Genomic DNA, 25935 nt, shown 5'->3' with positions numbered 1-25935 from the left:
ACGACCTACGGATCGACGCTCACTCGTGGGCGAGCAGGTCCAGGACGCGTCGACTGACCCCACTGGCCAGGTGATACCTGTAGCAGTATGATGGCCCTGTGGATGCCGCAACGTTGATCCGGACAACGCGCGAGGGCGCTGGTCTGAGCCAGGACGCCCTGGCGGCCCGCGCCGGCACGTCGCAGCCGGCGGTGTCGAGGTACGAGTCGGGTGCGAGCTCGCCGTCGGTGGAGACGCTCGACCGACTCCTGGCGGCGATGGGATCCCGGCTCGAGCTGGTTGCCGAGGTCTCGCCGCGCCGCCTGGACGTGCGCACGCCGCGGATGGCCAAGCTGCGGCTCAACCGGGACCGGATCCGCCGGGCAGCCCACCGCCACGGGGCGTCGAACGTCCGCGTGTTCGGTTCGGTGGCCCGGGGGCAGGATCGGCCCGAGTCCGACATCGACCTGCTGGTCGACCTCGCCGTCCGCACGAGGGGGCTGTTCCCCATCGCGGCCTTGCAGGACGAGCTCTCGGCGATGCTGGGGGAGCGGGTCGACGTCGTGCCGCAGGACGCGCTGGCCCCGCACGTCGCGCAGAACGCTCTGGCCGAGGCGGTGCCACTGTGAGCCGCACCGACGACCAGCGGCTGCGCGACATCGTCGAGTCCATCGACGCCGTCGACCGCGACGACGCACTCCTGCGCGCCCACCCCCAAGACGCCGCAGTGGAGCTGGTCGCACTCGACGCGATCCACTACCGCGTCTTCACGATCGGCGAGGCAGTCAAGGCCCTCTCGCCGGGTCTGCGCGATGCCCACCCCGAGGTCCCGTGGTCGGATATCGCCCGCATGCGCGACCTCATCGGACACCACTACTACAAACTCGACCCGCAGATCGTCCGCGCCACCATTGGCGACCCCATCGCCCGGCTGCGCGCCGCGTGCGAGGCGATCGTGGCTGCGAACTCGGCCTCCGGAGAGCAAGCCGAGTAGCTGCCCTGCCAGGCGACCGAGCGCACGGCGATGACGCCGACACGAGGCGACGGCTGGTAGCGACCGATCCAGGTCGCCTCCCTTCGCGGTTGACAGGCTCGCGCCGCCACTCGTGACCGACGGGTGGCCGATGGGTCCGCCCACGCTCACTCCGCGGCGCTGTGGCCGACCGCGGTCAGCCCGTAACAGCGCGGTCGTACTCAGGTGGTGTTCGCCGAGGCAGGTTGCAGCTCGACCTTGCCGTCGCCACGGATCACGATCTGCTGTTCTGGGCACACCGGCCCGGGGACCACCACCGCCGGACCAGAGGCAACCTTGACTGTCACATCGCCCGGAGTGCAGCCGTAGTCGAGAAGGACCGTTCCGCCCGTCGCCGGGACGATGGCCTCGGTGTCCCCGGTGATGACGGTCACCTCGGTGGAACTCTCGTTGCTGATGCTCAGGTCACCGGCGTCGTTGTACGTCACCAAGGTCACGGCCAGGGCCACGGCGATGAGCCCGCGCAAGACGAGCCAAGTGCGACCCTTCATGGCAACTCCCGAACGGGCTGACCGACCGGACGTCTCCGACGCTAGCCTGGAGATTTCACGGCGCGGTCGTGGCGTAGACGAGGAAAGTGCTCCTGACCTGGGATGATGTGTCTTGCGAGGGACAGATCAGACCAGTTCGAGGAGCACCTTCCAGGTGAACGCTATCGGGTTCTACCCGCGTGTCCGAGTCGATGCTGCGCCGGTGGCCGCGGCCGGATCGGCCGGCGGGGTGCTGCTGACCCAGACGGTGCGGGCCGCGGGTCTGGACGTCGCGCTGTCGCAGGCGTTGGACCGGTGGCGCTCACCGTTCGCGGTGCACGACCCCGCGAAGGTCCTGACTGATCTCGCGGTGGCGCTGGTGCTGGGCGGGGACTGCCTGGCCGACGCCGCGCTGCTGCGCGGCGAGGCAGAGCTGTTCGGGTCGGTGGCCTCCGAGGCGACGGTCTCCCGGGCGGTGGCGGCGCTGGGGGTCGATGCGGACAAGGTCCTGGCCCAGATCGCCCGGGCCAGGAAGCAGGCCCGGGCCGCGGTCTGGGCCGCGGCCGGCGAGCACGCCCCGACGCACCAGATCAGCGCTGCCGCGCCGTTGGTGATCGACCTGGACGCCACGCTGATCACCGCCCACTCGGAGAAGGATCAAGCCGCCCCGACGTTCAAGCGGGGCTTCGGGTTCCACCCGCTGTGCGCGTTCGCCGACCACGGCGCCGAGGGAACCGGCGAGCTGCTGGCGATGAGCCTGCGGGCGGGCAACGCGGGCTCGAACACCGCCGCGGACCACATCGAGGTCACCCGCGCCGCGCTGGCCGCTGTCCCCGGGATCAACCCCTCCCGCCCAGGTCGCAAGGTCCTGATCCGCACCGACGGCGGTGGCGGGACGAAGGACTACGTCACCTGGCTGGCCGGCCGCGGGGTCTCCTACTCGATCGGGTGGACCCTGCCGTGGGCCCACATGCAGGGCATCTACGCCCAGATCCCCCCGGCGGCCTGGACGGCGGCCCTCAACGGCGACGGTGCGGCCCGCGACGGCGCGGACGTCGCCGACATCACCGACCTGCTCGCCGCCGGCGGCCACCTGGGCGGATGGCCGGCCCACATGCGCGTGATCGTGCGCCGCGAACGACCCCACCCCGGAGCCGGGGTGTCCCAGGGGCGCCTGGACGACGCGGGCGGCTACCGGCTGACCGCGTTCGTCACGAACACCACGACCGGGCAGCTGCAGGACCTGGAGCTGCGGCACCGCCGCCGCGCCCGCTGCGAGGACCGGATCCGCGCCGCCAAAGACACAGGACTGCGGAACCTGCCGCTGAAGAACTTCGGCGCCAACCAGATCTGGTGCGCGATCGTGGCACTGGCCTCGGACCTGACGGCCTGGACCCAGCTGCTCGCGTTCGCCACCACCGCGGCCCGCCGCTGGGAACCCAAACGCCTACGAACCCGGCTCCTGCACGTGCCCGCGACGCTGGCCCGGCACGCCCGCACCCTGATCCTGCACGTCAAGGACACCCACCCCTGGGCCGAGGTCCTGACCACCGGTCACCAACGACTGACCGCCCTACCCGCCCCGCCCTGAGCCGTCGACCTCGTCTCTGACCGCCACCAGCACCCGCACGACCGGCCGGAACCGGCGCCCACCGCGACGACACGCGGCCCTTCGTCGCACCCCGATGCCACAATCAGCACCGAACGCCGACAACGACGCCGCGCTCCAGACCGACCGAGCTCCATGAAAGATCCGGGCTAGTGGCAGGGCGCAATTTCACGCCGGGAATCACCCACCCAACACGGAATCCACACAGTGCCGCCGAACCAGGGGGCGTCGTGCGAGGTCGGCGATGTCAGCGACGGCAATGCCGTGCCGTCCGCCATCGTCTGCGGGAGTCTTCGGGACCGTAGGACGCCCAGCCCTTCGGGATTCGGTGATCGAACGCCGGGAGATAGTAGGGCTGCTGTGGCACGTCGGTCGGTCTCCGAGGGAAAGGCCAGCAGGCCAACGCATGGTGCCATATTCGCCTGACAAGGCTCGCCATCGCTCACGCCTCCGATACTCAGGCCGCCCTGGTGCAGTGTGTCTCGCCTCGACCCGGTGTTGCGAGCCGAGACGTCACCGCTCCGATTCCGGAGCCGTCGCGGGCGTGCCGTAACCACGAACCTGCTACGGACCGCCGTCGAGGCCGTAACCGGTGTAGGCGTCGGCCCGGTCTTCAGGTGGACCTCCATGGTGCACGGCCCCTCGGGCTGTCGCTGCCGTTCAGCGAGCGGAGCGAGAGCTGAAGTGCCGACTTGCATCGGAGCGCGGGTGCCGGCGGTCAGACGGCGACGAGAGCCCTCGGCGTGCGGCAGGTGCCCGTCCGTCGATCGACGCTTGGCAACCGATGACAGACCAATGACGGGCGGCGGACTCCTCTTGCACGCAGTCCGAATGACGCATGCGCCCCAACGTCCCGAGGCGACTCTTGATGCCAGGCACGAGCCACGGCACCGCCAGCCGAGTCGACCGAACCCGTGCCCCGGGACGGCCGAGTCACTGGCGGTTCAAGGTCAGGCAGCACACCAAAGACCGCTCGCGACTTTCTCGCTTGCAGTCTTCCGCACCTGCAGCCACAGGTAGGCCACCGCTGGGGTCCACACGCACTGGCACCTGCTTCGCTAGGTTCAACGCATGGATGGCAGTTCGTGGGTTGCTCTTGCCGGGATCGGCGCTGGGCTCAGCGGCACGGTCTTCACCCAAGTGTGGCAGCGCCGGGGAGAACGCGAGCGCGCCGTCGAGTCGCGCGAGGTCCGCGTCGGGGAGAGATGGTTGGAACTGCGCAGGGATGTGTACCTCCGATTCCTCGCAGGCGCTGACGACTGTGCAGAGCACCAGCGCGCTCGATGGCACTATCTGCGGTACGGGACTGACGGTTCACGTCCTATCGACACCGAGGAAGTCGCACAGTACGACGGGCCGATGGCCATTGCAGAAGGCCTAACCCGCTGTGCGGAAGCGCTCGCGGAGATGCGTCTGTTCGCACCTGCGGATGTCGTCACCGCGGCGAGCCTCTTCGTGGAACTGACGAGAGCGATTGAGTACTTCGGCTCCATGCAGGCCGTGAACGTTCGGTACGACCGTGCCGCTCTCGATGCGCTGCGTGAGAGTTCGGATGTGGACGAGGAAGGGCAGCGCAGATCTCAGGCTGCCACGGAGCTTCTGGCAGCGATGAGGAAGGACCTGGGCGCAGACGCGGCTGACATAGACGGCCTGGGACCGGTGTCCCCGACCATCTACGGATGCTGACCCTCGCTGCCTGAGGCTAGCTGGACGCCATGTCGGCGATCGCCCGCGGCGGTCGTGCACGGGCAGACCGCCATCGAGGTTCCAAGCGGCCGACTTCAGAATTCTCGGCGACACGCGCTCGGAGACCCAAGAATTCCTGGCGCAGGCTGCGAGCATCACCTCGACAATGCCGAACACGGGGGCCGCAATGCAGAGTGTTCTCAGAGTCCGTGTCCAGGATCTTGGACTGGATCCCTCGCTGACAGTCCTCTGCGCTGGCTACGAACAGTCGGCGTGGAGGGCTCCTGCACTCGTCGACGACCTCTTCCAGCGTCACCTTGCGTCCTTCGCGCTGAGCTACACCGAGTACAACAGCATCGATGGCGAGAACGCCGCCCGGTCGCTCAAACGCGCTGCTCAGATGGTGTACTCGACGGACAAGTATCGACGTCGTGGCGAGTTCGGCGAGCTTATCCTCCACGCGGCGCTCATCGACTTCTTCGGTGCACAGCCGGCGGTAAGCAAGATCTACTACAAGGATAGTGACAATGACACGGTCAAAGGGTTTGACTCTGTGCACATTGTCGAAGCGTCGGAGACGATCGAGATATGGCTTGGCGAGGCGAAGTTCTACAAGGACCCCTCGTCGGCGATCTCAGAGGCGATAGCTTCGCTGAACGATCATCTCGCGAGCAAGTTCCTCAGGCGCGAGTTCGTAGCAATCACAAACAAGCTTGATCGGTCGTGGCCGCATTCGGAAGCGGTGCATCAAATGCTTGACGACGCGAGGAGTCTGGACGAGATATCGGAGAGCCTCGTTATGCCCGTGCTCGTGACGTATGACAGCGGCGCGGTCAACGCCTGGAATCAGATATGTCCAGAGTACGTCGCAGAACTCGAGGAGGAAGCTCGCGCGATCTGGGATCGCTTTGACACCGACAAGATCGCCAGTCGCATGAAGATTGCCATTCAACTCATTCTGGTCCCTCTTAGGAGCAAGGACGATTTTCTCACACTGATGCATCAGAAGCTCGACGCGTATCAGGCGCTCTAGAGGAGGGTATGGTCGTGGAGGTCTTTGCGGAATTGAAGGCGATTGCTGCTCTATCCCGCGCCGAGGATGGGCGGGCCGCTGGTCGCGACCGTCTCATTCGATTTCTCGACTCGTATGGTTCCTCCGGGCCCGAGTTGCCAGTCGTCGACTCCCTCTGCGCGCACTATGGGTTGTTCCCGTACATGTCCGCGAGTTCAAGAGAGGGTACATCCGAAGCGCTCGCGCTCGAGTTCCACTCCCCGGAGAGTCTTGCGGAAGAGGGATTCACATTTCACGCGATGCAGCAGCACGTATTCTCTCGCCTCATGGACGGCGAGAGCCTTATACTCTCAGCGCCGACCTCGTTCGGCAAGTCGGCGATTCTGGATGCGTTGGTCGCAAGTAACCATTGGTCGCAGATTGTGCTGATCGTTCCAACCATTGCTCTCATCGACGAGACACGACGGAGACTCGCGCGCTTTCGAGGCAACTACACAATCATCACTCACGCGAGTCAGTCGCTCGGCGATCGAAATGTATTCGTTCTGACGCAGGAACGTTTCCTTGAGTTCGACCAGTTGCCTGATGTAGACTTCTTCGTGATCGATGAGTTCTACAAGTTAGGCTCTAGCGAGCCTTTCGGTCAGCGTCGGTCGCTTCTGAATATCGCCTGGAAGCGGCTCCGTGCGACGGGGGCGCAGTACTATCTAATTGGACCCAATGTAGACAGCCTCGATGAGGCTATTGGCGAGGATCTCCGGACACAATTGGTTACTACCGATTTCCGAACGGTTGCGGTCGACGTTGACGATCGCTCAGCAGTGCCAGATCAACTCGATGACCTTCTCGGGCTCGTCGACGACGGTGGTCTACCTGGCTCGACTCTCTTCTTCACGGGTTCACCTGAGAAGGCAGAGCATCTGGCATTGGCCATTGGCGACATAAGCGGTCCGCTGCCCGGCGATGGCTTGGCTGCGCTGGTGGCCGACTGGATCTCGTCCAACTATGACGACGCGTGGAATGTTCCAGTAGCGCTCGCTCGCGGCGTCGGTGTACATACGGGCCCGCTGCCGCGGAGCATACAAAGAATCATGGTTCGCTTGTTCAACGAAGGGCACATCGCACACCTTGTCTGCACTTCGACACTCATTGAGGGCGTCAATACGGCCGCACGCAATGTCGTAGTCTTCGAAAAGAAGATCGACGGCCAGCTCCTTGACTTCTTCACGTTCAGCAACATCAGGGGTCGCGCGGGTAGGATGTTCCGGCACTTTGTCGGGCACGTGGTGACGTACACGACGCCTCCCGCGGCCGTGGAGACTGTCGTTGACATTCCGATCGAGTCTCAGTCACGAATGGCTTCGCTCGCCACACTGATTCAGCTTCAGCCCTACGAGCTCGACGACGACGCCCTGGAGAGGGCTCACCACGTCTTTGAGCAGACCTCGCTTAGTGTGGCGACTATTCGCAAGAATCGCGGCCTTGACCCAGACTTGCAGATCCAGGCGGCCGAGGAATTGAGGGAATCACGCGATCTGATCGCTCGACTGGGCTGGAGCGGTATCCCTGACTCCGCTGAGTTTCGTCAGACGCTGAAGTTGGCGTTCGATACCCTCCTCGAGGGCCGGCAGCGTCGTGGCATCAATTTCGACATGATGTGGGGCCAGCTTCAGAACGCAAGAGTAAATGGATGGAACTTCGGTTCCATGGTTGATCAACAATCGAGATATGCCCGTCCCGGCATGGATCGAAGCGACGTCATTCGGGAGGTTCTGAAGTTCCAACGCAACTGGATGGGCTTTACCATCCCCTCAATGCTCAGGGGTATGCAGAGCATTCAGAACGAAGTGGCGGGTAGTCTTGGCGAGCGTGGGTCGAACTACGAGTTTGCATTGCGTCAGATAGAGTCTCTCTATCTCCCAAATGGAATTGTGGATCTTGAAGAGTATGGCGTCCCCACTCCCTTGGGTGCGAAGCTGTCCGCTATGGGTCTGCGAGGTGACGGAGTTGCGGAGTTGCTCGATTCGCTAATGCGATTAGCCTCGGATGCTAGCTTTGTTTCGCAGTTGAGCATGGTGGAGCAGTGGATTCTCAAGGATGTGGTCGTGGGTCACGCGGGACCATCCCACCCGTTCGCCCACTCGTAGATTCCAACGACTGCGGCACGGCTTTCAGTCACGAAGCGTAGTTGCTACGCGTCGGCTTTGCGTTTCGAGACAAAGCCTGCGAGGCGCAAGTGTCCGCGGTCACGACGCGTTGATGTGGTCTCGCGCATGGGCGTGGTTTAGCGATGCAAATTTGCTGTTGTGAACGGTCACTGGCGCACTCTCCCGCGTACGGACTCGAACGCCGCCAGCGCCTTGTCGTCCGCGTCCGGCAGCGTGTGCAGGTACTTCTGCGTCGTCATGATCTGCGAGTGCCCCATGCGCTCCATGACCGCCACGAGATCGGCGCCGCCGGCCAGCAGCCACGATGCGTGGGCGTGTCGGAGGTCGTGCATGCGGAGCGGGAAGTCGATACCTGCCTCGTTGACGGCGGGGTGCCAGTAGCGAGTGTTGAAGGTGGCGCGGGACAGGGGAGTGCCGCCGGCGATGTCGCGTGAGGGGAACAGCAGGTCGTCGCGGCTGAGGCCGAGTGCGGCGATCCGAGCCGCGAGGGTGTCGAGGAGATCCTGCGAGATCCGCAAGGTCCGAGGCTCGTCGTCCTTCGGGTACGGCTTGAACAGCATGCGTTCGCCGGTGGGGGAGTCCTTGCGGGAGATCTCGACGATGGTCTCCTCGACGGTCACCGTGCGCCGGAGGAAGTCGATGTGCCGCGGTCGCAGCGCCACGAGCTCGCCCCAGCGCAGCCCGGTCTCGATGTCGGTGAGCACCATCGCCTTGAACCGGTCGGGCATCGCGGCGAGGAGGCGGTCGAACTCGTCGGGCGTAAGGGTGCGGTACTTCTTCGCGATGACCTTCGGCAGCTCGGTGGCCTCGCACGGGTTGAACGCCAGGATCCGGTCGCGCACCGCTCGGGCGAAGACGGAGTGCAGCATCACGTGGTACTTCAAGACCGACCGCGGCGACAGTCCCTTGCTGACGGCATAGGAGACCCACGCCTGAACCGTCGAGGGCATGATGCGGGCCAGCGGCATGTGCCCGAAGAACGGCACGAAGTGGATGCGCAGGTAGGACCGGTACCCGGCGCGCGTGGAGACCTCGAGGTGCCGCGACGGCAGCCAGACCTCCTCGGCGTACTGCTGGAAGGTGACGGTGCCGGCGCGGGGGTCCAGCCAGGTGCCGTCGAGGACGGTGCCCTCGGCGCGGTTCGCGGCCTTGAGGGCCTGACGGTGCGATGGGAACGTGCCGACCGTGCGCTTGGCGCCGAACGGGTCGCGGTACCTACCCTGGTAGTGCAGGGATCCGTCGGATGCCCGGCGCTTGGTCACCCAGGCCATCGCTGATCCACCTCCTGAAACAATGGAGAAATGTGGGCAGAATGTGGGCAGACGTCGACGAATCTGCCTGGACATCGGCGAACATCGATGGATCGAAAGTGCCACCTGACCTGCCCTGACGTCCGCATCCAGGCTAGCAGGAGGGCTGCGGAACGCAACCCGAATTCCACTCATAACCCAGAGGTCGTAGGTTCAATCCGCTCCCCGATTTCCCCCTTGGCGAAAATGGTCGCTTTCGAACCGCGGCGTTCTACGTCGACCTTCCGAGATCGCGCCAGGAACGCCACGTACGTTCGAAGTCGGGCATGGTGCCGGGATCGCAGGCGGCGGTGGACGACATCTACGCCGCGTGGGCGAGCAAGGCAGTCACCGGCGTCGAACCTTCGGCGCTCGCCGCCACGTCGCGACGACGGTCAGCCAGACCCTTCCGTGCGTCGCACCGATGCGCGCCCGCGAGCCCGGCGCGAGGCGTGACACGGCCGCAGCGCCACCCGGTCGATCGGCTCATCGGTCGCGCACCTCCATCGCCTGCTCCTCGCGGTCAGGTAGCTGACAGGCCGGCCGAGACGACGAGCATGGCGCCGATGAGTCCCCCGCTGGCCAGAAGATGCAGGAGCGCGCACAGGGCCGCCAGCACCGGTTCGGTCCGTCGGCCCCGGTCCGCCGTCCGCCATGCTCGCCATGCCCACCACAGCGCCACCCCGTGCGGGACGGGCAGGACCAGTAGCCCGATGAACGCCTCGTCGCGGCTCGTGGCCAGCGCTGCGGCTGCGATCAGCGCGGTGATGCCCCAGCCGGCGAGCAGGTACTGCCAGGCGCGGCGGACGGCGTGGCGGGAGCGTCCGGGCTGACCCCATACGACGGCCGCCGGTGCGGCGACCGCACGGTCCGTCATCGCTGGTCCGCCGAGGTCACGACCATCTCGTCCTCCGTGCCGCAGGTGAATGCCGGGAGCGTGCGCTACGGACTCTCGCACATGGAGCACGACGTCGGCGGCTTGCGCGCCCGGTTGTCGGCGTCGGGTCCTTCCGGCGACCGAGTGCGTCAGCCGCCCGCTCGCCTCGCCCTCTAGACGATCACGGGTCGATCATGTCTTAATACAACTTCGGTCAGTTCCGATCAGAGTCGATCAACCAGGGAGTCCTGATGCCGAAGAGCTCGGCCCGGCCACGCGCGTTCGCCCTCGCGGTAGCCCTTGCCTTGATAGGCCTGTCGCCGGGGGGTGGTGCAGCAACGGCAGCCGAGCCGCCGGCTCCGGCGGTCCAGGCGAGCCCGGCGGCCCACGGGCTGGTCGGCGAGTACTTCTCGCAGACCACCAACGGCGCCCACGACTTCGGCACCTCGGGAGGCACCGAGCTGTCGGCACAGGTGAACTTCACCGACCTGCGCCCGCTCTTCCAGGCGCGCGTGGGCAAGCAGGAGTGGACGAGCGCTCGCTGGACCGGGCAGATCGAGGCCCCGGCCACGGGCGACTTCACGTTCTACGCCATGGGCGACAACGGCTTCCGCCTCTGGGTCGACGGAGCCCTGGTCATCGACCACTGGGTCGCGGACTGGGACAACGAGCAGCACTCCGTGGCGCTGCCGCTCGTCGCGGGGGAGAAGCACGACTTCCGCCTCGAGTACTTCCAGGACTTCGGCGGCGCGAACATGTACCTGCGCTGGTCGGGCCCCGGGATCGACAAGCAGCTGGTGCCGCAGTCCGCGTTCACCGTCACGACCCCGACGTCCACGACGGACGGTCTGCGCGGGGAGTACTACCGCTCTTCGGCTGCGGGCCGGCACGACTTCGCCCAGCTGGGGCTGGCGACGCTCGAGCCCAACATCGACTTCGCTGACCTCGTGCCGGTCTTCCGCGACTACACGAACCAGACGGAGAACACGACCGCCCGCTGGACCGGTCTGATCCAGGCTCCGGCCACGGGGGACTTCACGTTCTACGCGATCGGCGACAACGGCTTCCGGCTGTGGATCGACGACAAGCCGGTCATCGACCACTGGGTCGGGGACTGGGACAAGGAGCAGACCTCGGCCGTCGTCCACCTCGAGGCAGGCGTCCAGCACGTCTTCCGCATGGAGCTCTTCCAGGACATCGGCGGCGCGAACCTCTTCCTGCGCTGGTCCGGCCCGGGCATCGACAAGTCCATCGTGCCGACGTCGGCCTTCACCCCGCCGCCCGGCTTCGAGATCTACCCGGTCGACCTGACGCTCGACACCGCGGGTCGTCAGCTCCGCGCCGACTTCGACCAGCCGGTCACCGACCTGGCGACGTCCGCTGCGCACCTGGCGGTCTCCGTCGACACGACGCCGTACCCGGTCGCGTCCGTCGCGCTCGACCCCGCCGACGCCTCGATCGTCGTCATCACGCTGCAGGACGAGGTCTACGCGAACCAGCGTGTCCGCTTCTCGTACGACGGCACCGGTGGCCTCGCGGTCGGTGGCGCCCTCGTCCCGAGCATCACGCGCAACGCCACGAACGCCTCGACGCTGCGCATGCAGACGCAGTGGGCCGACGACGTCGACCCGAACCACCCGCTGCCCGAGTACCCGCGCCCGCAGCAGGTGCGCACCCAGTGGCTCAACCTCAACGGTCCGTGGGAGTTCGCCGGTGCGACCGCCGGCCAGCAGCCGCCGTTCGGGACGACGCTCGCCGAGAAGATCATCGTGCCGTACCCCGTCGAGTCCCAGCTCTCGGGCCTCGAGCGCCACGAGGACCACATGTTCTACCGCAGGCTCGTGACCGTCCCGGCAGGCTGGAAGATCGGCACCGGTCAGCGGCTCAAGCTCAACTTCGGGGCCGTCGACTACGACGCGACCGTCTACGTGAACGGCACCCAGGTCGCCTCGCACCGCGGTGGCTACACGGCCTTCTCAGCGGACATCACCGACGCCCTCACCGCGTCGGGCCCGCAGGAGATCGTCGTGGCGGTCACGGACACCACCGGCGACAACCAGGGCATCGGCAAGCAGAGCACCAACCCGGGCGGCATCGTCTACACGCCGTCCTCGGGCATCTGGCAGACGGTCTGGATGGAGCCGGTCCCCGACCGGGCCATCGACGACCTGGTCCTCACGCCTGACATCACGACGGGCACGCTCACGGTGACCGCCCACTCGTCGACGGCGCGCGCGGGGGCCACGGTGGTCATCCACGCGTACGACGCCCTCGGCAACAACGCGGGCGCCATCGAGGGGCCGGTCAACACGCCTCTCGCCGTTCCCGTCAAGAAGCAGCACCTGTGGACGCCTGACGACCCGTACCTGTACAAGCTGCAGGTCGTCCTCAAGGACGGGAAGGTCAAGGACACCGTCGACAGCTACTTCGCGATGCGCTCCATCGCCGTCGAGCAGGTCGGCGACTACCAGAAGCTCGTCCTGAACGGGAAGCCGATCTTCTCGCTCGCCATGCTGGACCAGGGCTTCTGGCCCGACGGGCTGTACACCGCTCCGACCGACGCGGCCCTGCGCTGGGACCTGCAGGCCCAGAAGGACCTCGGCTTCAACGCGGTCCGCAAGCACATCAAGGTCGAACCGGCCCGCTGGTACCAGCACGCCGACGAGATCGGGATGCTCGTGTGGCAGGACTTCGTCTCCGGCAACTGGCAGACCGACCAGGCGAAGCAGGACTTCGTCGCCCAGGGCAAGGAGATGATGGACCAGCTCCACAACCACCCGTCGGTCATCGGCTACGTGGTGTTCAACGAGGGCTGGGGCGAGTGGGACCGCACCGCGACGGGCAACATCGTCAAGGACGTCATGGCCTACGACCCGTCCCGGGTGATCAACGCCCACAGCGGCGTCAACTGCTGCAACTCCAAGGGTGACTCCGGCGCCGGGGACATCATCGACCACCACGACTACAACAACACCGACCCGGCGCTGCCGGACGCGACCCGCGCCGCCATGGACGGCGAGCACGGTGGCTTCACGCTCAGGACCCCCGGACACATGTACCCGGGGACCCCGCTGGCCATCTACAGCGGCGTCGAGAGCAAGGCCCTGCTGACGCGGCGCTACGTGGAGAACACGGAGACGTTCTACCTCTGGCAGGCCGCCCACGAGCTGTCGGGCTCGGTGTACACCCAGGTCACCGACCTGGAGCACGAGATCAACGGCATGTGGACCTATGACCGCAAGGCGCTGAAGGTCGACGCGGCGCAGGTCGTGGCGATCAACAAGAAGGTCATCGCCGCTGGTGCCAGCGCAGGTCAGCCCGTCACCTACCCCGGTCAGGGCTGCTGGGCGCTCGACGAGGGCACCGGCACCACGGGCGCCGACGGGTGCGGGACCAGCACCCTGACGACGTCGGGCGGCTCCACGTGGGTCAGCGGCGTGCACGGGACGGCGCTGGACTTCAACGGTGTCGACGGGTTCGCGGAGACCGAGGCCCCCGTGATCGACACCACGAAGGACTACACGGTGGCCGCGTGGGTGCGGCTCGACGCCCTGCCGGGCAACTACGCCACCGCCCTCAGCCAGGACGGGCGGGCGCAGGCCAACCCGTTCTACCTGCAGTACGGCCAGGGTGGCTTCGCGTTCAGCCTGCCGGGCGAGGTCCGGGCACGCCTCGCGATCACCCCGGAGCTGGGCCGGTGGTACCACCTGGTGGGCGTCCGCAACCAGGCCACCGACGAGGTGAAGCTCTACGTCGATGGCCAGCCGGCAGGGACGACGGTCGGAGGGGTCGACGGGGTCAGCACGGGTTCGTTGTCCATCGGCCGGGCCAAGTGGGCCGGCCAGGACGGCGACTTCTGGAATGGCGCGATCGATGACGTCAAGGTCTTCGACCGGGTGCTGAGCGACACGGAGATCGCCCAGCTCGCCGCGACGGCCTGACGGGCTGACCACCTGACCGATCGGTCGCGGTCAGCGACCGGTCGGTCAGCAGCGGCACACCTCGGAACCCGGGGTGTGCCGCTCCTCGGCGCGGTCGGGCATGCCATCCGTCAGGGCAGGCTGCGCCGCGCTCTCAGGCGCGGGACTCGCCGGCGATCGAGCGGATCAGCTCGTCCTCGGTCAGCCGGTCGCCGCCGAGCAGGTCGATCACGTGGCCGTCCTTGAGGACGACGATCCGGTCCGACCCCTCGACCAGCTCCTCGGTCTCCGACGAGATCAGGAGGACGGCCAGGCCCCCGGCGGCGAGCTTGTCGATGGCGATGCGGACCTCGATCTTCGCGCCCACGTCGATGCCCCGGGTCGGCTCGTCGAGGATCAGCACCTTGGGGCTCAGGCACAGCAGCCGCGCGAGCATGACCTTCTGCTGGTTGCCCCCCGACAGGGTCCCGGCCTTCTGGTCGGGCGACGAGGCCTGGATGTTCAGGTGCTTCATGAGGTCGCCGACGAGGGCGTCGATCCGCCCGGCCGAGAGGAAGCCGTGCCGGGACAGGCGCGGGAGGGCGCCGAGCACGATGTTGTCGCGGATCGACAGGTTGGGCAGGATCCCCTCGAGGATGCGGTCCTCAGGGAGGAGGGCGACCCCCGCTGCGATGGAGGCGGACGGAGAGCCGGGGGTGATCGCCTCACCGTCGACGACGACCTGTCCCGAGTCCAGCCGTTGCGCGCCCAGCACCGCCTTGCCGGTCTCGCTGCGTCCGGCACCGAGCAGGCCGCCGAGACCGACGACCTCCCCTGGGCGCACCGCGAGGGACACGTCCCGGAGAACGCCGTGGCGCGAGATCTTCTCGATGCTGAGCACGGGCGCCTCCTCGGAGAGGTCCGTGCTGTTGTCGGAGGCGGCGTGCCGACGTGTCTGGGGGAGGAGCTCGCGCCCGAGCATGGCGGCGACGAGCTGAGGACCGGGCAGCTCGGCCAGCGGCCCGGAGTGGACGACGTGGCCGTCGCGCAGGACGCTCACCGAGTCGCAGAGCCGGTAGAGCTCGTCCAGCCGGTGGCTCACGTAGACGATCGCGACCCCCGCAGCACGGAGCTGCTCGATGACGCCGAACAGCGTCTCCACCTCGCGCGCCTCGAGCGACGCCGTCGGCTCGTCCATGATGACGACGCTGGCGTCGGACGCGGCGGCGCGTGCGACGGCGATCATCTGCTGCGTCACCCTGCCGAGCCTGCCGAGCGGCGCCTCGACGTCGGCGTCGATCCCGTAGGCCGCCAGCGCCGCCCGCGCCCCGCGGTGCATCTCCTTCAGGTCGATGAGCCCGAGGTGGGTGCGCGGCTCGCGGCCGAGGTAGAGGTTGCGTGCCGCGCTCTGCGTCGGCACGAGGTTGAACTCCTGGTAGATCGTCGCGATGCCGGCTGCCTGTGCCGCTCCCGGCCCTCGGAAGCTCGTCCGACGTCCCCTGATGAGGACCTCGCCGGAGTCCTGCCGGTAGACGCCGGTGAGGATCTTGATCAGGGTCGACTTGCCCGCCCCGTTCTCCCCGACAAGGGCGTGGACCTCGCCCGGCCGGACCGACAGCGTCACGTCGGCGAGGACGGGCACCGTGCCGAACGACTTGCCGATCCCGAGCGCCTCGAGGATCGGTGCCGCGTCGGCGAGCCGCTCCGCCGAGCTCACCGGGGCCCTTCGGAGCGGGCGAGCGCGTCGCCCTCGAGGGGGGCGACGTGGACCTGGAGACCGGCCGCGACGAAGGCGGCCAGGAGCGCGGGGTCGGCGAGCTCGTCGGTCACGAGGTGTGTGATGCGGTCCGGGGGCACCGTCTGGAACGCCGACTCGTGGCCGAGCTTGGTGTGGTCCGCCAGGACGACGAGCTCCTGGGCGGACTCGGTGATCATGCGGTCGACGCCGGCCTGGTCCGAGCTCGTCGTCGAGAGCCCCCACGTGCTCGAGACACCGTCCCCCGACAGAAAGGCGCGCCGGACGCGCAGGTCGGCGAAGGTCTCCTCCGCGCCGCGTCCGACGAGGCCGTAGGTCGAGCCGCGCAGGGCCCCGCCCGTGATCAGCACGGTGGCGTCGGTGGACTGGCTGAGCGCCTCGCCGACAAGCAGGGAGTTCGTGACGACAGTGAGGGCCCGGACGCCGACCAGGGCAGCCGCGAGATGCTGCGTCGTCGTCCCGGCCCCGAGGGCCACGACGTCGCCCTCGGCCACGAGGGTTGCGGCCAGCCGTGCGATGGCCGACTTCTCAGCCGCCTGCTCCGGACGTTCACCACCGGTCGCCTGGTCGGCGGCAGGCAGAGTCACCGCTCCGCCGCGTCGTCGGTCGAGCAGTCCTTGTTCCTCGAGCGCCCGCAGGTCACGACGCACCGTCACCTCGGAGGCGAGGACGGACTGCGCGAGCTCACGGAGGCTCACATCACCGTGGGCACGCACCTGCTCGAGAATCCTGCGCCGTCGTTCGGTCGCCAGCACGGCCGTCACGCTACCGGACCGGGCCGACCAGCGCCCGGATCCGGTCCGGTCAGGCGGGGACGGCTTCCGGTGTGCGTCGGGCGACGTGGACGGCGACACCGCGCGCCCGCAGGGCCTCGACCACGCTCGAGTCCGGACCCTCATCGGTCACCAGGTGGTTGATCCGGCCGGTCGGCGCCACCGGGTACGTGGTCTCCACCCCGAGCTTGCTGTGGTCGGCCAGCACGACGACGTCGCGGGCGCTCCCGACGATGGCGCGGTCGACGGCCGAGAGTGCGAGGTTCCCGTTCGACAGCCCGCGGTCGGTGGTCACGCCACCGCCGGAGATGAAGGCCTTGCTGGCGCGGTGCCCCGACATCCACGCCTCCGCGGCGCTGCCGACAAGGGCGTGGGTCGTGTTGTCGAGCGAGCCGCGCGTCATGACCAGCTCGACGTGGGGCGTCCGGGCCAGCGCTCGTGCCACGAGCATCGAGTTCGTCAGGACCGTCAGGGGCGAGGTCGGCGCGAGCCGTCGCGCGAGCTCGTGCACCGTGGTGCCGGCGCCCAGCATGATCGCCTCACCGTCGCCGACGAGGGTCGCCGCGAGCGCGGCGATCGCCGACTTGGCGTCCGTGGTGTCCGACGTCGTGGACTCGTCGGTCCACGGCGCGTAGACCAGGGCGTCGGGTGCGTGCGCCCCGCCGTGCGACCGGGTGATCAGACCTCGCTTCTCGAGCGTGGCCAGGTCTCGGCGCACCGTGACCTCGGAGGCGTTGACGGCCTCGACGAGCTCGTGCAGCGTGACGACCTTGTGGGCGCGGACGAACTCGTGGATGAGGTGGCGGCGCTCCGCGCCGAACATCGTGGTGCGGCTGTGCGGCGCAGCCGCTCCGAGGACGAGCGTCTCGCCCGCCTCGCGGCCGGGCAGCATCGCCCCACCGTGGCTGCGTTCCAGCAGGCCACGGTTCTCGAGGGTGGTGACGTCACGGCGAACGGTGACCTCGGACACGTCTGCGGCCTGCGCCAGGTCCCGGATCGACGCAGCCCCTTTGGCGCGCAGCAGATCCAGGATCAGCTGGCGACGTTCCGCGCCGAACATCTCCGGACCCCCCGACCCCCTGGATCGATCTGACTGCATCGTGTCGTTCGTGTGCCTTCGTTTCTGATCGTATCGTGTCGCGGCTCGCCGGACCTGGGATCAGCCTGTGTCTTTCGCCTCATGAGGCCCGGCTGCCGCTGGCGAGCGTGAGGTGCGCACACCCCCAGCGGCTCGCCCGTGGCAGGATCGCTCCCGTCGCACACGACCAACGGACTGATCGTTTCCGGTCACATCTTGATCACGGTTTCGAGAACGGTTGACGTGCGATCGAGATTCGGTCAATATCGATCACACACGTTCCAGGGCGGCGCCGCAACGATGCGGCCCCGGGGCGTCGGGTTCCCCGACGGACGGCTTTCGCCCGGGGGGCTCCTGCAGGTGCTCGTCCGACGATTCCCGTTGCCTTCCCCTAGGAGCACACAGCACATGACGTACATCACCTCGCGCCGGCTCGGCGTGACCGCCCTCGCCGTGGGACTCGGCATGCTCGCCAGCGGGTGCTCCGGCAGCAGCACCCCCGCTGCCTCGTCGCCGGCCGCGGCGGACGTCAACCCGACAGTGGCGGCCGCGGCCGCCACCGGCGACGGCTGCACCGCAACCGGTCAGAAGTACAAGACCTTCGACCTCAAGGGCGCGACCGTCGGCTTCTCGCAGTCCGAGCCGGAGACCGCCGCGTTCCGCATCGCCGAGACCCAGTCGATCGTCGACGAGGCCAAGGCCCAGGGCGCCACCCTCGTCAAGACCAACGCCAACAGCGAGATCGCCAGGCAGGTCACGGACATCCAGGGAATGATCAACCAGGGCGTCCAGATGCTCATCGTGGCGCCGCTGAACTCCGACGGCCTGCAGCCGGCCTTCGACGCCGCGCGGGCCAAGGGCATCCCGGTCGTCACGATCGACCGTCTCGTCAGCTCCAAGCCCTGCACCGACTACCTGACCTTCATCGGGTCGGACTTCGTCTCCCAGGGCAAGCGCGCCGCTGACGCGCTCATCAAGGCGACCGGTGGCCAGGGCAAGGTCGCGATCCTCCTCGGCTCGTCGGGCAACAGCGTGACGACCGACCGGACCAGCGGTTTCGTCGACGAGCTGAAGACTGCGGCCGGCCTCGAGATCGTCGCTCAGCAGACCGCCAACTTCGCGCGGACCGACGGCCAGACCGTGACGGCGTCGCTGCTGCAGGCGCACCCGGACATCACCGCGGTCTACGCCGAGAACGACGAGATGGGCATCGGGGCGGAGACCGCGATCGTCGCGGCGGGCAAGGCTCCCGGCAAGGACATCAAGATCGTCTCGATCGACGGCACGCACGACGCGGTGCAGCTGCTCGTGGACGGCAACTTCAACGGCGTCGTCGAGTCCAACCCGCGCTTCGGCCCGCTCGCCTTCAAGGCGCTCGCGGACTTCGGCAGCGACACGGCGGTCCCGGCGAAGATCATCATCGAGGACAACGAGTACACGCCGGAGAACGCCACCGCGAACCTCGGCAAGGCGTACTGACCCGAACGGCTCTCGCTGCTACGCCCGCAGCCCGTCTGGCTGCGGGCGTAGCGCCCGGCCCGACCAAGCCCTCAACCGACGGAGACAGTGATGCCGGAGCCCACCAGGGCTGATCCCGCAACAGCCCTCGAAGCACGCGGCGTGAGCAAGGAGTTCCCGGGCGTCAGGGCGCTCGTCGATGTGAGCCTCGCGCTGGGCCGCGGCGAGGTCCATGCCCTCGTCGGAGAGAACGGCGCAGGGAAGTCGACGCTCATCAAGATCCTCACGGGCGTCTACCCGCTGGACCGCGGCGAGCTGTGGCACCAGGGCAAGCAGGTGACCTTCGCCGACCCGGGTGCGGCCCAGGACGCCGGCATCAGCACGATCTACCAGGAGCTCGACCTGGTCCCGATGCAGAGCGCGGCGCGCAACCTGTACCTCGGTCGCGAGCCACGGACCCGGCTCGGGCTGGTGGACTTCGCGAGGATGCGCCGGGACGCCCGCGCGCTGCTCGAGGAGTTCCGGATCCGGGCCGACGTCGACGTGCCGCTGTCAGCCCTGGGGCTCGGGACCCAGCAGATGATCTCCGTCGCACGGGCAGTCGCGCTCGACGCGAACGTGGTGATCATGGACGAGCCCACGTCCTCGCTCGAGTCGCGCGAGGTCGACACGCTCTTCGGCATCGTGAACCAGCTCAAGGAGCGCGGCGTCGCGATCCTGTACGTGAGCCACCGCCTCGACGAGCTGTACCGGATCTGCGACACCGTGACGGTGCTCCGTGACGGCAGGCGCGTGCACACCGGCCCCATGGCTGACCTGTCCCGCCGCGCCCTCGTCTCGACGATGCTCGGCCGTGAGCTGGCACCCTCCGTCCATCGCGCGCGCTCGAGCGACGGGGGCGCCGTCGTCGATGCCGAGCCGGTTCTCGAGCTGCGCTCGGTCAGCTCGCGCAACCGTCTGGACGACATCTCGCTCACGGTGCACCGCGGCGAGGTGGTCGGGCTGGGCGGGCTGCTCGGAGCCGGCCGCAGCGAGACCGGCATGGCGGTCCTGGGCGCGCACGAGATCTCGTCCGGCACCGTCGTCGTCGACGGCAAGCCGGTCCGCGCGAACTCGCCGGCCGCGTCGATCGAGGCCGGCGTCGCGCTGCTGCCCGAGGACCGCAAGCTCGAGGGGATCCTGCCGAACCTCTCGATCCGCGACAACATCGCGATCGCCGCCCTGCCCCGCCTCTCGCGCGCCGGGATCGTCTCGGACAAGCGCGTCGACGAGATCGTCGAGCGGTTCAGCACGCGGCTGCACATCCGCTCGACGGGGCCCGGCCAGAAGGTCCGGACGTTGTCGGGCGGCAACCAGCAGAAGGTCATGCTGGCACGCTGGCTGTGCCTGAACCCCAAGGTGCTCGTCCTGGACGAGCCGACGCGCGGCATCGATGTCGGCGCGAAGTTCGATGTGCGGGGGACCATCGACGAGCTGGCACGCGAAGGGCTCGCGGTGCTGCTCATCTCGTCGGAGACGGAGGAGCTGGTGGACGGATCCGACCGGATCGTCGTGCTGAAGGACGGCCGCGTCGTCGCGGTCCTCGACGGCGAGGACATCACCGAGCACGATCTGGTGGATGCCATCGCAGGCGTCCCCGAGCCGGACCTGGACTCCAGCCGTGGCTAGCGCCGTCGCGACGGTCGTGGACCGCGCCTCGCACATCGACCGGGCCTCGGCCCTGCGCTGGACCCGGGACAACGGCGTCTATGCCGCGCTCGTCCTCATCATCGTCTACAACGTGATCTTCACCCCGCGGTTCGTGACGCCGGAGAACCTCAACGTCCAGCTGGTCCTGGTGACCCGGGTGATCGTCGTGGCGCTCGGGATGGCGCTGGTGATCGGGACAGCGGGCATCGACCTGTCGGTCGGAGCGGTGATGGCCCTGTCCGGCGCGATCCTGGTGCAGGTCAGCGGGTTGACCGGGATCGCGGCCATCGCCGTCGCGCTGGGAGTCGGCGCCCTGGTGGGCCTCATGAACGGGTTCCTCGTCGGGTACGTCGGCATCCAGCCGATCGTCGCCACGCTGGCCTTCCTCTTCGCAGGCCGCAGCCTGGCTCAGCTGATGCTCTCCGGCAAGAACCCCAGCATCCGCGACTCGACGATCCTGGGGGTGTCGTCGGGCAGCGTCCTGGGCGTCAAGGGCTCGATCATCGCGGCGGCCGTCGTGGTGGCCCTCGCTGTGTTCATCGTCCGGCGCACCAGCTTCGGTCGACAGCTGCTGGCCGTCGGGGACAACGCCCGGGCGTCCTACCTGTCCGGGGTCCCTGTCCGGCGCACGCTCATCGGCGTCTACATCCTCAGCGGCCTCTTCGCGGCGTGGGCCGGGGTCATGGACACGGCCTCGATCACCTCCGCGAACGCGCTCTCCAGCGGGCTCAACTACGAGCTGTTCGCCATCACCGCGGTCGTCGTGGGCGGCACGCCGCTGACCGGTGGCCGGGTGCGCGTCATGGGGACGGTGGCTGCCGCGATCCTCATGCAGCTCTTGCGCAGCACGCTGATCTTCCACTCCGCGACGGACGCCGTCTCCCAGATGGTCACAGCAGTCGTCATCGTCGGGGCCGTCTACATCCAGCGAACGAAGGCACGCGCATGACGTCTGCAACGGAGCACCTCCCCGACGGCCAGGTGGCCACCGTCGACGCGCCATCGCCTGCCGGTGCTCCGGCGGACGGACTGGTCGCGCGCCTCACGGTCCTGCTGCGGCGCAACGGTGTGGCGGCGTTCGGCGCGCTCGCCGTCCTGCTGGTCGTCGGCTCCGTCATCTGGCCGAGCTTCCACAGCGCTGACAACCTGCGCAACACGGTCCTGGGGATCTCCTACATCGGGATCGTCGCCATCGGCATGACCCTGGTGATCATCACCGGCGGCATCGACCTGTCCGTGGGCTCGGTGTTCGCGCTCGGGGGCGTGGTCGGCGTCTACACGAACAACCAGGTCGGGCCGGTGGCGGCGGTGCTCGCCACGCTCGTGGTGTGCGGCGCCGTCGGGCTGCTCAACGGCATGCTCGTCGGCTTCGCGAGGATGGCGCCCTTCATCGTCACGCTCGCCTCGCTGTTCGGCGTCCGTGGGCTCGTCTACCAGCTCACCTCCGCCGGCTCGAAGACGTACACGGTCGAGAGCGGCTCTGCGTTCGCCCAGCTCGGGACGGGGACCTTCCTGACGTTCGGGCTGCCGGTGTTCATCGCCATCGCCCTGTACCTGGTCTTCCACGTCGTCCTGGAGCGCACGCGGTTCGGGCTCACGACCTTCGCGATCGGAGGCGGCGAGGACGCGGCGGTGCTGATGGGCCTGAAGGTCCGGCGCACCAAGGTGAGCCTCTACGTCGTCTCGGCGTCGCTGGCCGGTCTCGCCGGGATGTTGCAGGCCGCGCAGCTGGTGTCGGCGAGCCCCATCATCGCGACGGGATACGAGCTGCAGGCGATCGCGGCCGTCGTCATCGGCGGGACCCTGCTCGTGGGAGGCGCAGGCTCGCTGATCGGCACCGCAGGCGGTGTCCTCCTGCTGGGCACGATCAACGCGGTGATCCGCGAGCTGCAGCTCGACTCGACCTGGAACAACGTCGTCAGCGGCGCCTTCCTGGTGAGCGTCGTCGTGCTGCAGCGACTGGTCCACTACCGCCGCGGGGAGTGAGCCCCGCGGTCGGCGCGGTCTCGGCGGCCCGTCAGCTCAGGGTGGGCGGCGGCGCCGTGGAGTCCCGGACCCGGAGCGACGGGCTGATGACCACGCGGTGCGCGGGCCGTCGGGGATCGGCGAGCCGCGCCGCGACGAGATCGATCGCCGCGCGCCCGACGGACCGGCGCGGGGGTCGCACCGCGGTCAGGGCGGGGCTGAAGAGCCCGGCCAGGGCATCGTCGTAGGCGACGACCGACAGGTCGTGCGGTACGCGGATCCCGCGGGCCTCGCAGTGCTGGACGAGTGCCATCGCCTCGGAGTCGGCGTGCACCACGAGGGCCGTGGTGCCGGTGCGCAGGCAGTCGTCCAGGATTGCGTCGAGGGCGGCGTCGCACTCGGCCGACCCGGGGCTCGGGACGTTGGCGTCGATGGTCTGGGCCGAGCCGGCAAGGCCGCAGTCGGCGATGCCCTCGAGCCAGCCCTGGCGCACCTTGGGGCTCGTCGGGCTCTGCGCGCTGGTCACGAGACCCACGCAGCGGTGGCCCAGCGCGGCCAGGTGCCGGACAGCCATCGCCGAACCGAGCACGTGGTCGGAGACGACCGACTCCATCACCTCGTGGTGCGGACCCACGTTCGCGGTCCGCTCGACCAGCACCACCGGGATGTCGAGCGTGGCGAGCCACTCCACCGTCGCCCGGGCCGTGGAGTTGTCCATGCGTGGCGCCACCGCCAGGCCGTCCACGCGCAGCTGGTCCACGAGCCACTCGAGCTGCGGGCGGTCGTCCTCGGTCTCGTAGGAGGAGCCGCGCAGCGCCACCCGCAGGTTGTCCTCGCTGGCGGCCTCCTCGGCGCCCCGCACGACGTCCGGCCAGTAGTAGTCCAGCGACGGCACGAGCATCCCGACGGTCCGGACGGCCGTCGAGGCCCCCCGTCGTCGGGGCGCCGCATCGCCGTCGGCCTCGTCGCTGGCCGAGACGGCCGTGGCCCCACCGTGCACCCGGTGGACCAGCCCCTCGGCGGCGAGCTGGGCGATGTCCCGGCGGATCGTGTTCACCGTGACGCCGAGCTGGTCGGTCAGCTCTGAGACGCGCACCGTGCCCTCACGCTGCAGCGCATCGAGAATCTGGGAGCGGCGTGCGATCGCCAGCGGGCTCCGTGCATCGGGCACGCTCATCGGTACTCCTCCACGATCACGTCGAGCCTGCCGGCCGGTGCCCGGCCGACGTCGATGGTCAGCCGGGTGAGCCGATCACCCCATACCCCTGTCAACCATGGGTCGTCCAGCCTGCGCACGTCGATCGCGGCGCTGGAGGCGGACGGAGACCATGAGACGACGACCGTACCGGCATCATCCAGCGCGTGGACGACGGCTCGACCGTCGGCGAGCTCGACATCACCCGCAAGGAGCAGGCGGATCACCGTCGGTGGAGCGTCCGGACTGTCGGCGAGCTCCCACTCGTCGGTCACCGTGACCCGACCGGCCCTCCGGTCGAGTCGGGCGGTGCGCTGCCAGCTGACGACCTCCGAGCACGGATAGGCCTCGTCGAGCCGCATCGTCAGCTGCGCGCCGTCGTCGTCGACGAAACGGGTCGCCCCCGTCGCGCGGAACGCGCGCCCCGTCCCCTGAGCGGCGCCGCGGATCTCCGGCACGTTGTGCCAGGAGCTCTGCATGGTCCAGATGGCGTACCGGTCGGGTCCGAACGTCTGGGCGGTGTAGGTCGGTCGCCCGGCGTCGACGAGCACGGGGACGCCGCCGAGCGCGACGACGACCGATCCGACGTCGTTGTGGTTGTGGTGCTCGCCGTTGTGGCCGCCCTTGGCGGCCAGCGTCAGGCCGCGTGACGTGCCCGCTTCCGGACGCGCCAGCATCACCTCGATCGAGGGAAGCCACACGTCACGAGGCAGGGGAGAGCGGCTGGTGGTCGCGGTGCGCCACTCGTCGTCCGTCAGGGCCTGCAGGAGTCGTCCCAGGCCGTCGTCCTCACGGGCCACCGCGTGGCCGGGGCGCCGCTGGGCGGCGGCATGGGCCTGCGCCTGCATGTCACCGAAGCGGCGCGCGGCGCGGTGCAGCGCGTGCCAGGGCTGCTCGGCCGGGGGCCGGGCGGGGCCGTCGGCGACGTTCAGGTACCAGCCGTCGCCCAGGTGCATGCGGTGGGGAAAGGCCACGGTGGCACGCAGCGCGGGTACCGGGGTGCAGTCCAGCGCGCCGCCGGTCGCGTGGTGCAGGAGGTCGAGAGCCTCCAGGGTGCGGCACGCGCCGTTCCACCAGTAGGCGTACCCCTCGTCGGTCGCGCCGTCCGCGGGGAGCGTGGCGACATACCGGTCGAGACCTTCGATGACGAGGTCGACGAGACGGGCCCGGCGCTCGCGGTCGTCCACCAGCTGCAGGGCCGCGGCCAGGACGTTCCCGTGGATCCAGGGGTTCCAGTTGTGCACGTCCCCGTCCAGGCCGAGCCAGTGCCAGTCGCGTCGCCGCTCGAACGGCTCGAGGACGCGTCGGTCGGCCTCTCGGCGGATCCGCGCGCGCAGGCCGGGAACACGTTCGTCGAGCTGCTCGCCCAGCAGGTGGTCCAGCCAGGCCAGCTGGCCGACGACCTCACCGGCGCCGAGGTCGACGAACGGGTCGTCGACGGTCGGAACCACGGCTCCGTGCACCCAGAACGTGTCGTCGTGCGCGGGCCAGCACCAGCTGCTCTGCTCGCACAGCACGGTGACGCCGTCGGCGACCTCGTCGAGCCAGCGCGGTTCGAGCGTGAGCGCCGCCACGACGGCGGCCCGGCTGAGGCGCCGCTGCCGGGCGAACACCGCCTGCTCGTAGCCGTCGCGGTCACCGTCGCGGAAGTAGCGGGAGTAGTCCTGGGACCGCGTCTGCGGCCAGGCGGTGCCCAGGTCGGTGTCGGCGCGTGCCCTCAGGAGGACCAGGGTGGCGTCGTCCAGGCGTCCCCGGGCGGGGTCCCAGGTGTGTCGATCGGCGGCCGGCCGCACGGGCAGCGCCTCGCCGACGGGCAGGAGCAGCTGCCCGATGCCGGCCGTCCTGGCTGCGGCCCAGAGGGTGGACAGAGGCCCGACGAAGGGACCAGCTGACGCTCCGGTGTCGTCGGCCGTTCGTGCCGAGGTGGCGACGGCCGCTGGAGTCACCGCCGGGTCTGAGCTCTGCATGTCTCCCCTTGAACCCATCGTCTGTGATGGAT

19 protein-coding genes are annotated in these 25935 nt (G+C 68.7%); 11 read left to right on the top strand and 8 right to left on the bottom strand.

What is annotated here, in order from left to right:
- Window positions 1-98: 98 nt before the first annotated feature.
- Together DDP54_RS18510 and DDP54_RS03785 are read left to right on the top strand one after the other, a co-directional pair.
- Entirely contained in the window at window positions 99-608 is a 510-nt protein-coding gene (locus DDP54_RS18510) for a helix-turn-helix domain-containing protein (protein WP_109130617.1), read from the top strand.
- Window positions 605-973, top strand: coding sequence for a HepT-like ribonuclease domain-containing protein (locus tag DDP54_RS03785; protein WP_109130616.1), 369 nt, complete (start codon window positions 605-607; stop codon window positions 971-973). The genes DDP54_RS18510 and DDP54_RS03785 overlap by 4 nt, the downstream gene beginning before the upstream one ends.
- 200 nt (window positions 974-1173) lie before the next feature.
- Here the strand turns inward: DDP54_RS03785 and DDP54_RS03780 are convergent, their stop codons facing one another.
- A complete protein-coding gene (locus tag DDP54_RS03780; RefSeq protein ID WP_109130615.1) occupies window positions 1174-1503 on the bottom strand; it encodes a hypothetical protein in 330 nt (109 codons plus the stop codon).
- A gap of 154 nt (window positions 1504-1657) precedes the next feature.
- Between DDP54_RS03780 and DDP54_RS03775 the strand changes: the two genes are divergently transcribed.
- The 4 genes from DDP54_RS03775 (at window position 1658) to DDP54_RS03760 (ending at window position 7936) form a co-directional block, all read left to right on the top strand.
- The gene (locus DDP54_RS03775; protein ID WP_109130614.1) at window positions 1658-3073 is read left to right on the top strand and encodes an IS1380 family transposase; all 1416 of its coding nucleotides are present in this window, start codon (window positions 1658-1660) and stop codon (window positions 3071-3073) included.
- Window positions 3074-4162: 1089 nt separating this feature from the next.
- Window positions 4163-4777 (top strand): hypothetical protein, encoded by a 615-nt coding sequence (locus DDP54_RS03770; protein WP_109130613.1) that lies wholly within the window; start codon window positions 4163-4165, stop codon window positions 4775-4777.
- Window positions 4778-4943: 166 nt separating this feature from the next.
- A complete protein-coding gene (locus DDP54_RS03765; protein WP_109130612.1) occupies window positions 4944-5810 on the top strand; it encodes a DUF1837 domain-containing protein in 867 nt (288 codons plus the stop codon).
- 14 nt (window positions 5811-5824) lie between these two features.
- Window positions 5825-7936, top strand: coding sequence for a DEAD/DEAH box helicase (locus DDP54_RS03760; RefSeq protein WP_158274443.1), 2112 nt, complete (start codon window positions 5825-5827; stop codon window positions 7934-7936).
- Between the two features lie 167 nt (window positions 7937-8103).
- Here the strand turns inward: DDP54_RS03760 and DDP54_RS03755 are convergent, their stop codons facing one another.
- Together DDP54_RS03755 and DDP54_RS03750 are read right to left on the bottom strand one after the other, a co-directional pair.
- On the bottom strand, window positions 8104-9228 hold the full coding sequence (locus DDP54_RS03755; RefSeq protein WP_109130610.1) for a tyrosine-type recombinase/integrase: 1125 nt from the start codon (window positions 9226-9228) through the stop codon (window positions 8104-8106).
- 541 nt (window positions 9229-9769) lie between these two features.
- The gene (locus DDP54_RS03750; protein ID WP_109130609.1) at window positions 9770-10123 is read right to left on the bottom strand and encodes a hypothetical protein; all 354 of its coding nucleotides are present in this window, start codon (window positions 10121-10123) and stop codon (window positions 9770-9772) included.
- Window positions 10124-10374: 251 nt separating this feature from the next.
- Here DDP54_RS03750 and DDP54_RS03745 point away from each other — a divergent pair, with 251 nt between their 5' ends.
- Window positions 10375-14064, top strand: a complete 3690-nt coding sequence (locus tag DDP54_RS03745) for a PA14 domain-containing protein (RefSeq protein WP_109130608.1) — start codon at window positions 10375-10377, stop codon at window positions 14062-14064.
- A gap of 133 nt (window positions 14065-14197) precedes the next feature.
- Here the strand turns inward: DDP54_RS03745 and DDP54_RS03740 are convergent, their stop codons facing one another.
- From DDP54_RS03740 to DDP54_RS03730, 3 genes are read right to left on the bottom strand one after another with little or no spacing between them, the layout of a single operon-like run.
- Complete coding sequence (locus DDP54_RS03740) at window positions 14198-15739, bottom strand: sugar ABC transporter ATP-binding protein (protein WP_197711310.1); 1542 nt, start codon at window positions 15737-15739, stop codon at window positions 14198-14200.
- Window positions 15736-16533: a DeoR/GlpR family DNA-binding transcription regulator gene (locus tag DDP54_RS03735; protein ID WP_109132333.1), complete on the bottom strand. Its 798-nt coding sequence runs from the start codon at window positions 16531-16533 to the stop codon at window positions 15736-15738. Before DDP54_RS03735 ends, DDP54_RS03740 begins: the two co-directional genes overlap by 4 nt.
- Before the next feature lie 49 nt (window positions 16534-16582).
- Window positions 16583-17611 carry a DeoR family transcriptional regulator gene (locus DDP54_RS03730; RefSeq protein WP_242448205.1) on the bottom strand — a complete coding sequence of 343 codons (1029 nt, stop codon included), beginning with the start codon at window positions 17609-17611 and terminating at the stop codon, window positions 16583-16585.
- A gap of 426 nt (window positions 17612-18037) precedes the next feature.
- Between DDP54_RS03730 and DDP54_RS03720 the strand changes: the two genes are divergently transcribed.
- The 4 genes from DDP54_RS03720 (at window position 18038) to DDP54_RS03705 (ending at window position 22762) form a co-directional block, all read left to right on the top strand.
- Entirely contained in the window at window positions 18038-19108 is a 1071-nt protein-coding gene (locus tag DDP54_RS03720; RefSeq protein WP_197711309.1) for an ABC transporter substrate-binding protein, read from the top strand.
- Window positions 19109-19249: 141 nt separating this feature from the next.
- Window positions 19250-20755, top strand: a complete 1506-nt coding sequence (locus tag DDP54_RS03715; protein WP_242448204.1) for a sugar ABC transporter ATP-binding protein — start codon at window positions 19250-19252, stop codon at window positions 20753-20755.
- Window positions 20748-21725: an ABC transporter permease gene (locus DDP54_RS03710; RefSeq protein ID WP_197711308.1), complete on the top strand. Its 978-nt coding sequence runs from the start codon at window positions 20748-20750 to the stop codon at window positions 21723-21725. The genes DDP54_RS03715 and DDP54_RS03710 overlap by 8 nt, the downstream gene beginning before the upstream one ends.
- Window positions 21722-22762, top strand: a complete 1041-nt coding sequence (locus DDP54_RS03705; protein ID WP_109130606.1) for an ABC transporter permease — start codon at window positions 21722-21724, stop codon at window positions 22760-22762. The genes DDP54_RS03710 and DDP54_RS03705 overlap by 4 nt, the downstream gene beginning before the upstream one ends.
- 31 nt (window positions 22763-22793) lie before the next feature.
- Here the strand turns inward: DDP54_RS03705 and DDP54_RS03700 are convergent, their stop codons facing one another.
- Both DDP54_RS03700 and DDP54_RS03695 read right to left on the bottom strand, forming a co-directional pair.
- Entirely contained in the window at window positions 22794-23918 is a 1125-nt protein-coding gene (locus tag DDP54_RS03700; protein WP_109130605.1) for a substrate-binding domain-containing protein, read from the bottom strand.
- Entirely contained in the window at window positions 23915-25903 is a 1989-nt protein-coding gene (locus DDP54_RS03695) for a heparinase II/III family protein (protein WP_109130604.1), read from the bottom strand. The genes DDP54_RS03700 and DDP54_RS03695 overlap by 4 nt, the downstream gene beginning before the upstream one ends.
- Window positions 25904-25935 lie beyond the last annotated feature (32 nt).

Source organism: Cellulomonas sp. WB94 (assembly GCF_003115775.1).
In the GTDB taxonomy this organism is placed as follows: Bacteria; Actinomycetota; Actinomycetes; order Actinomycetales; family Cellulomonadaceae; genus Cellulomonas_A.
The sequence above is the reverse complement of the archived record's forward strand: the minus strand, read 5'-3'. Positions and strand labels throughout refer to the sequence as shown.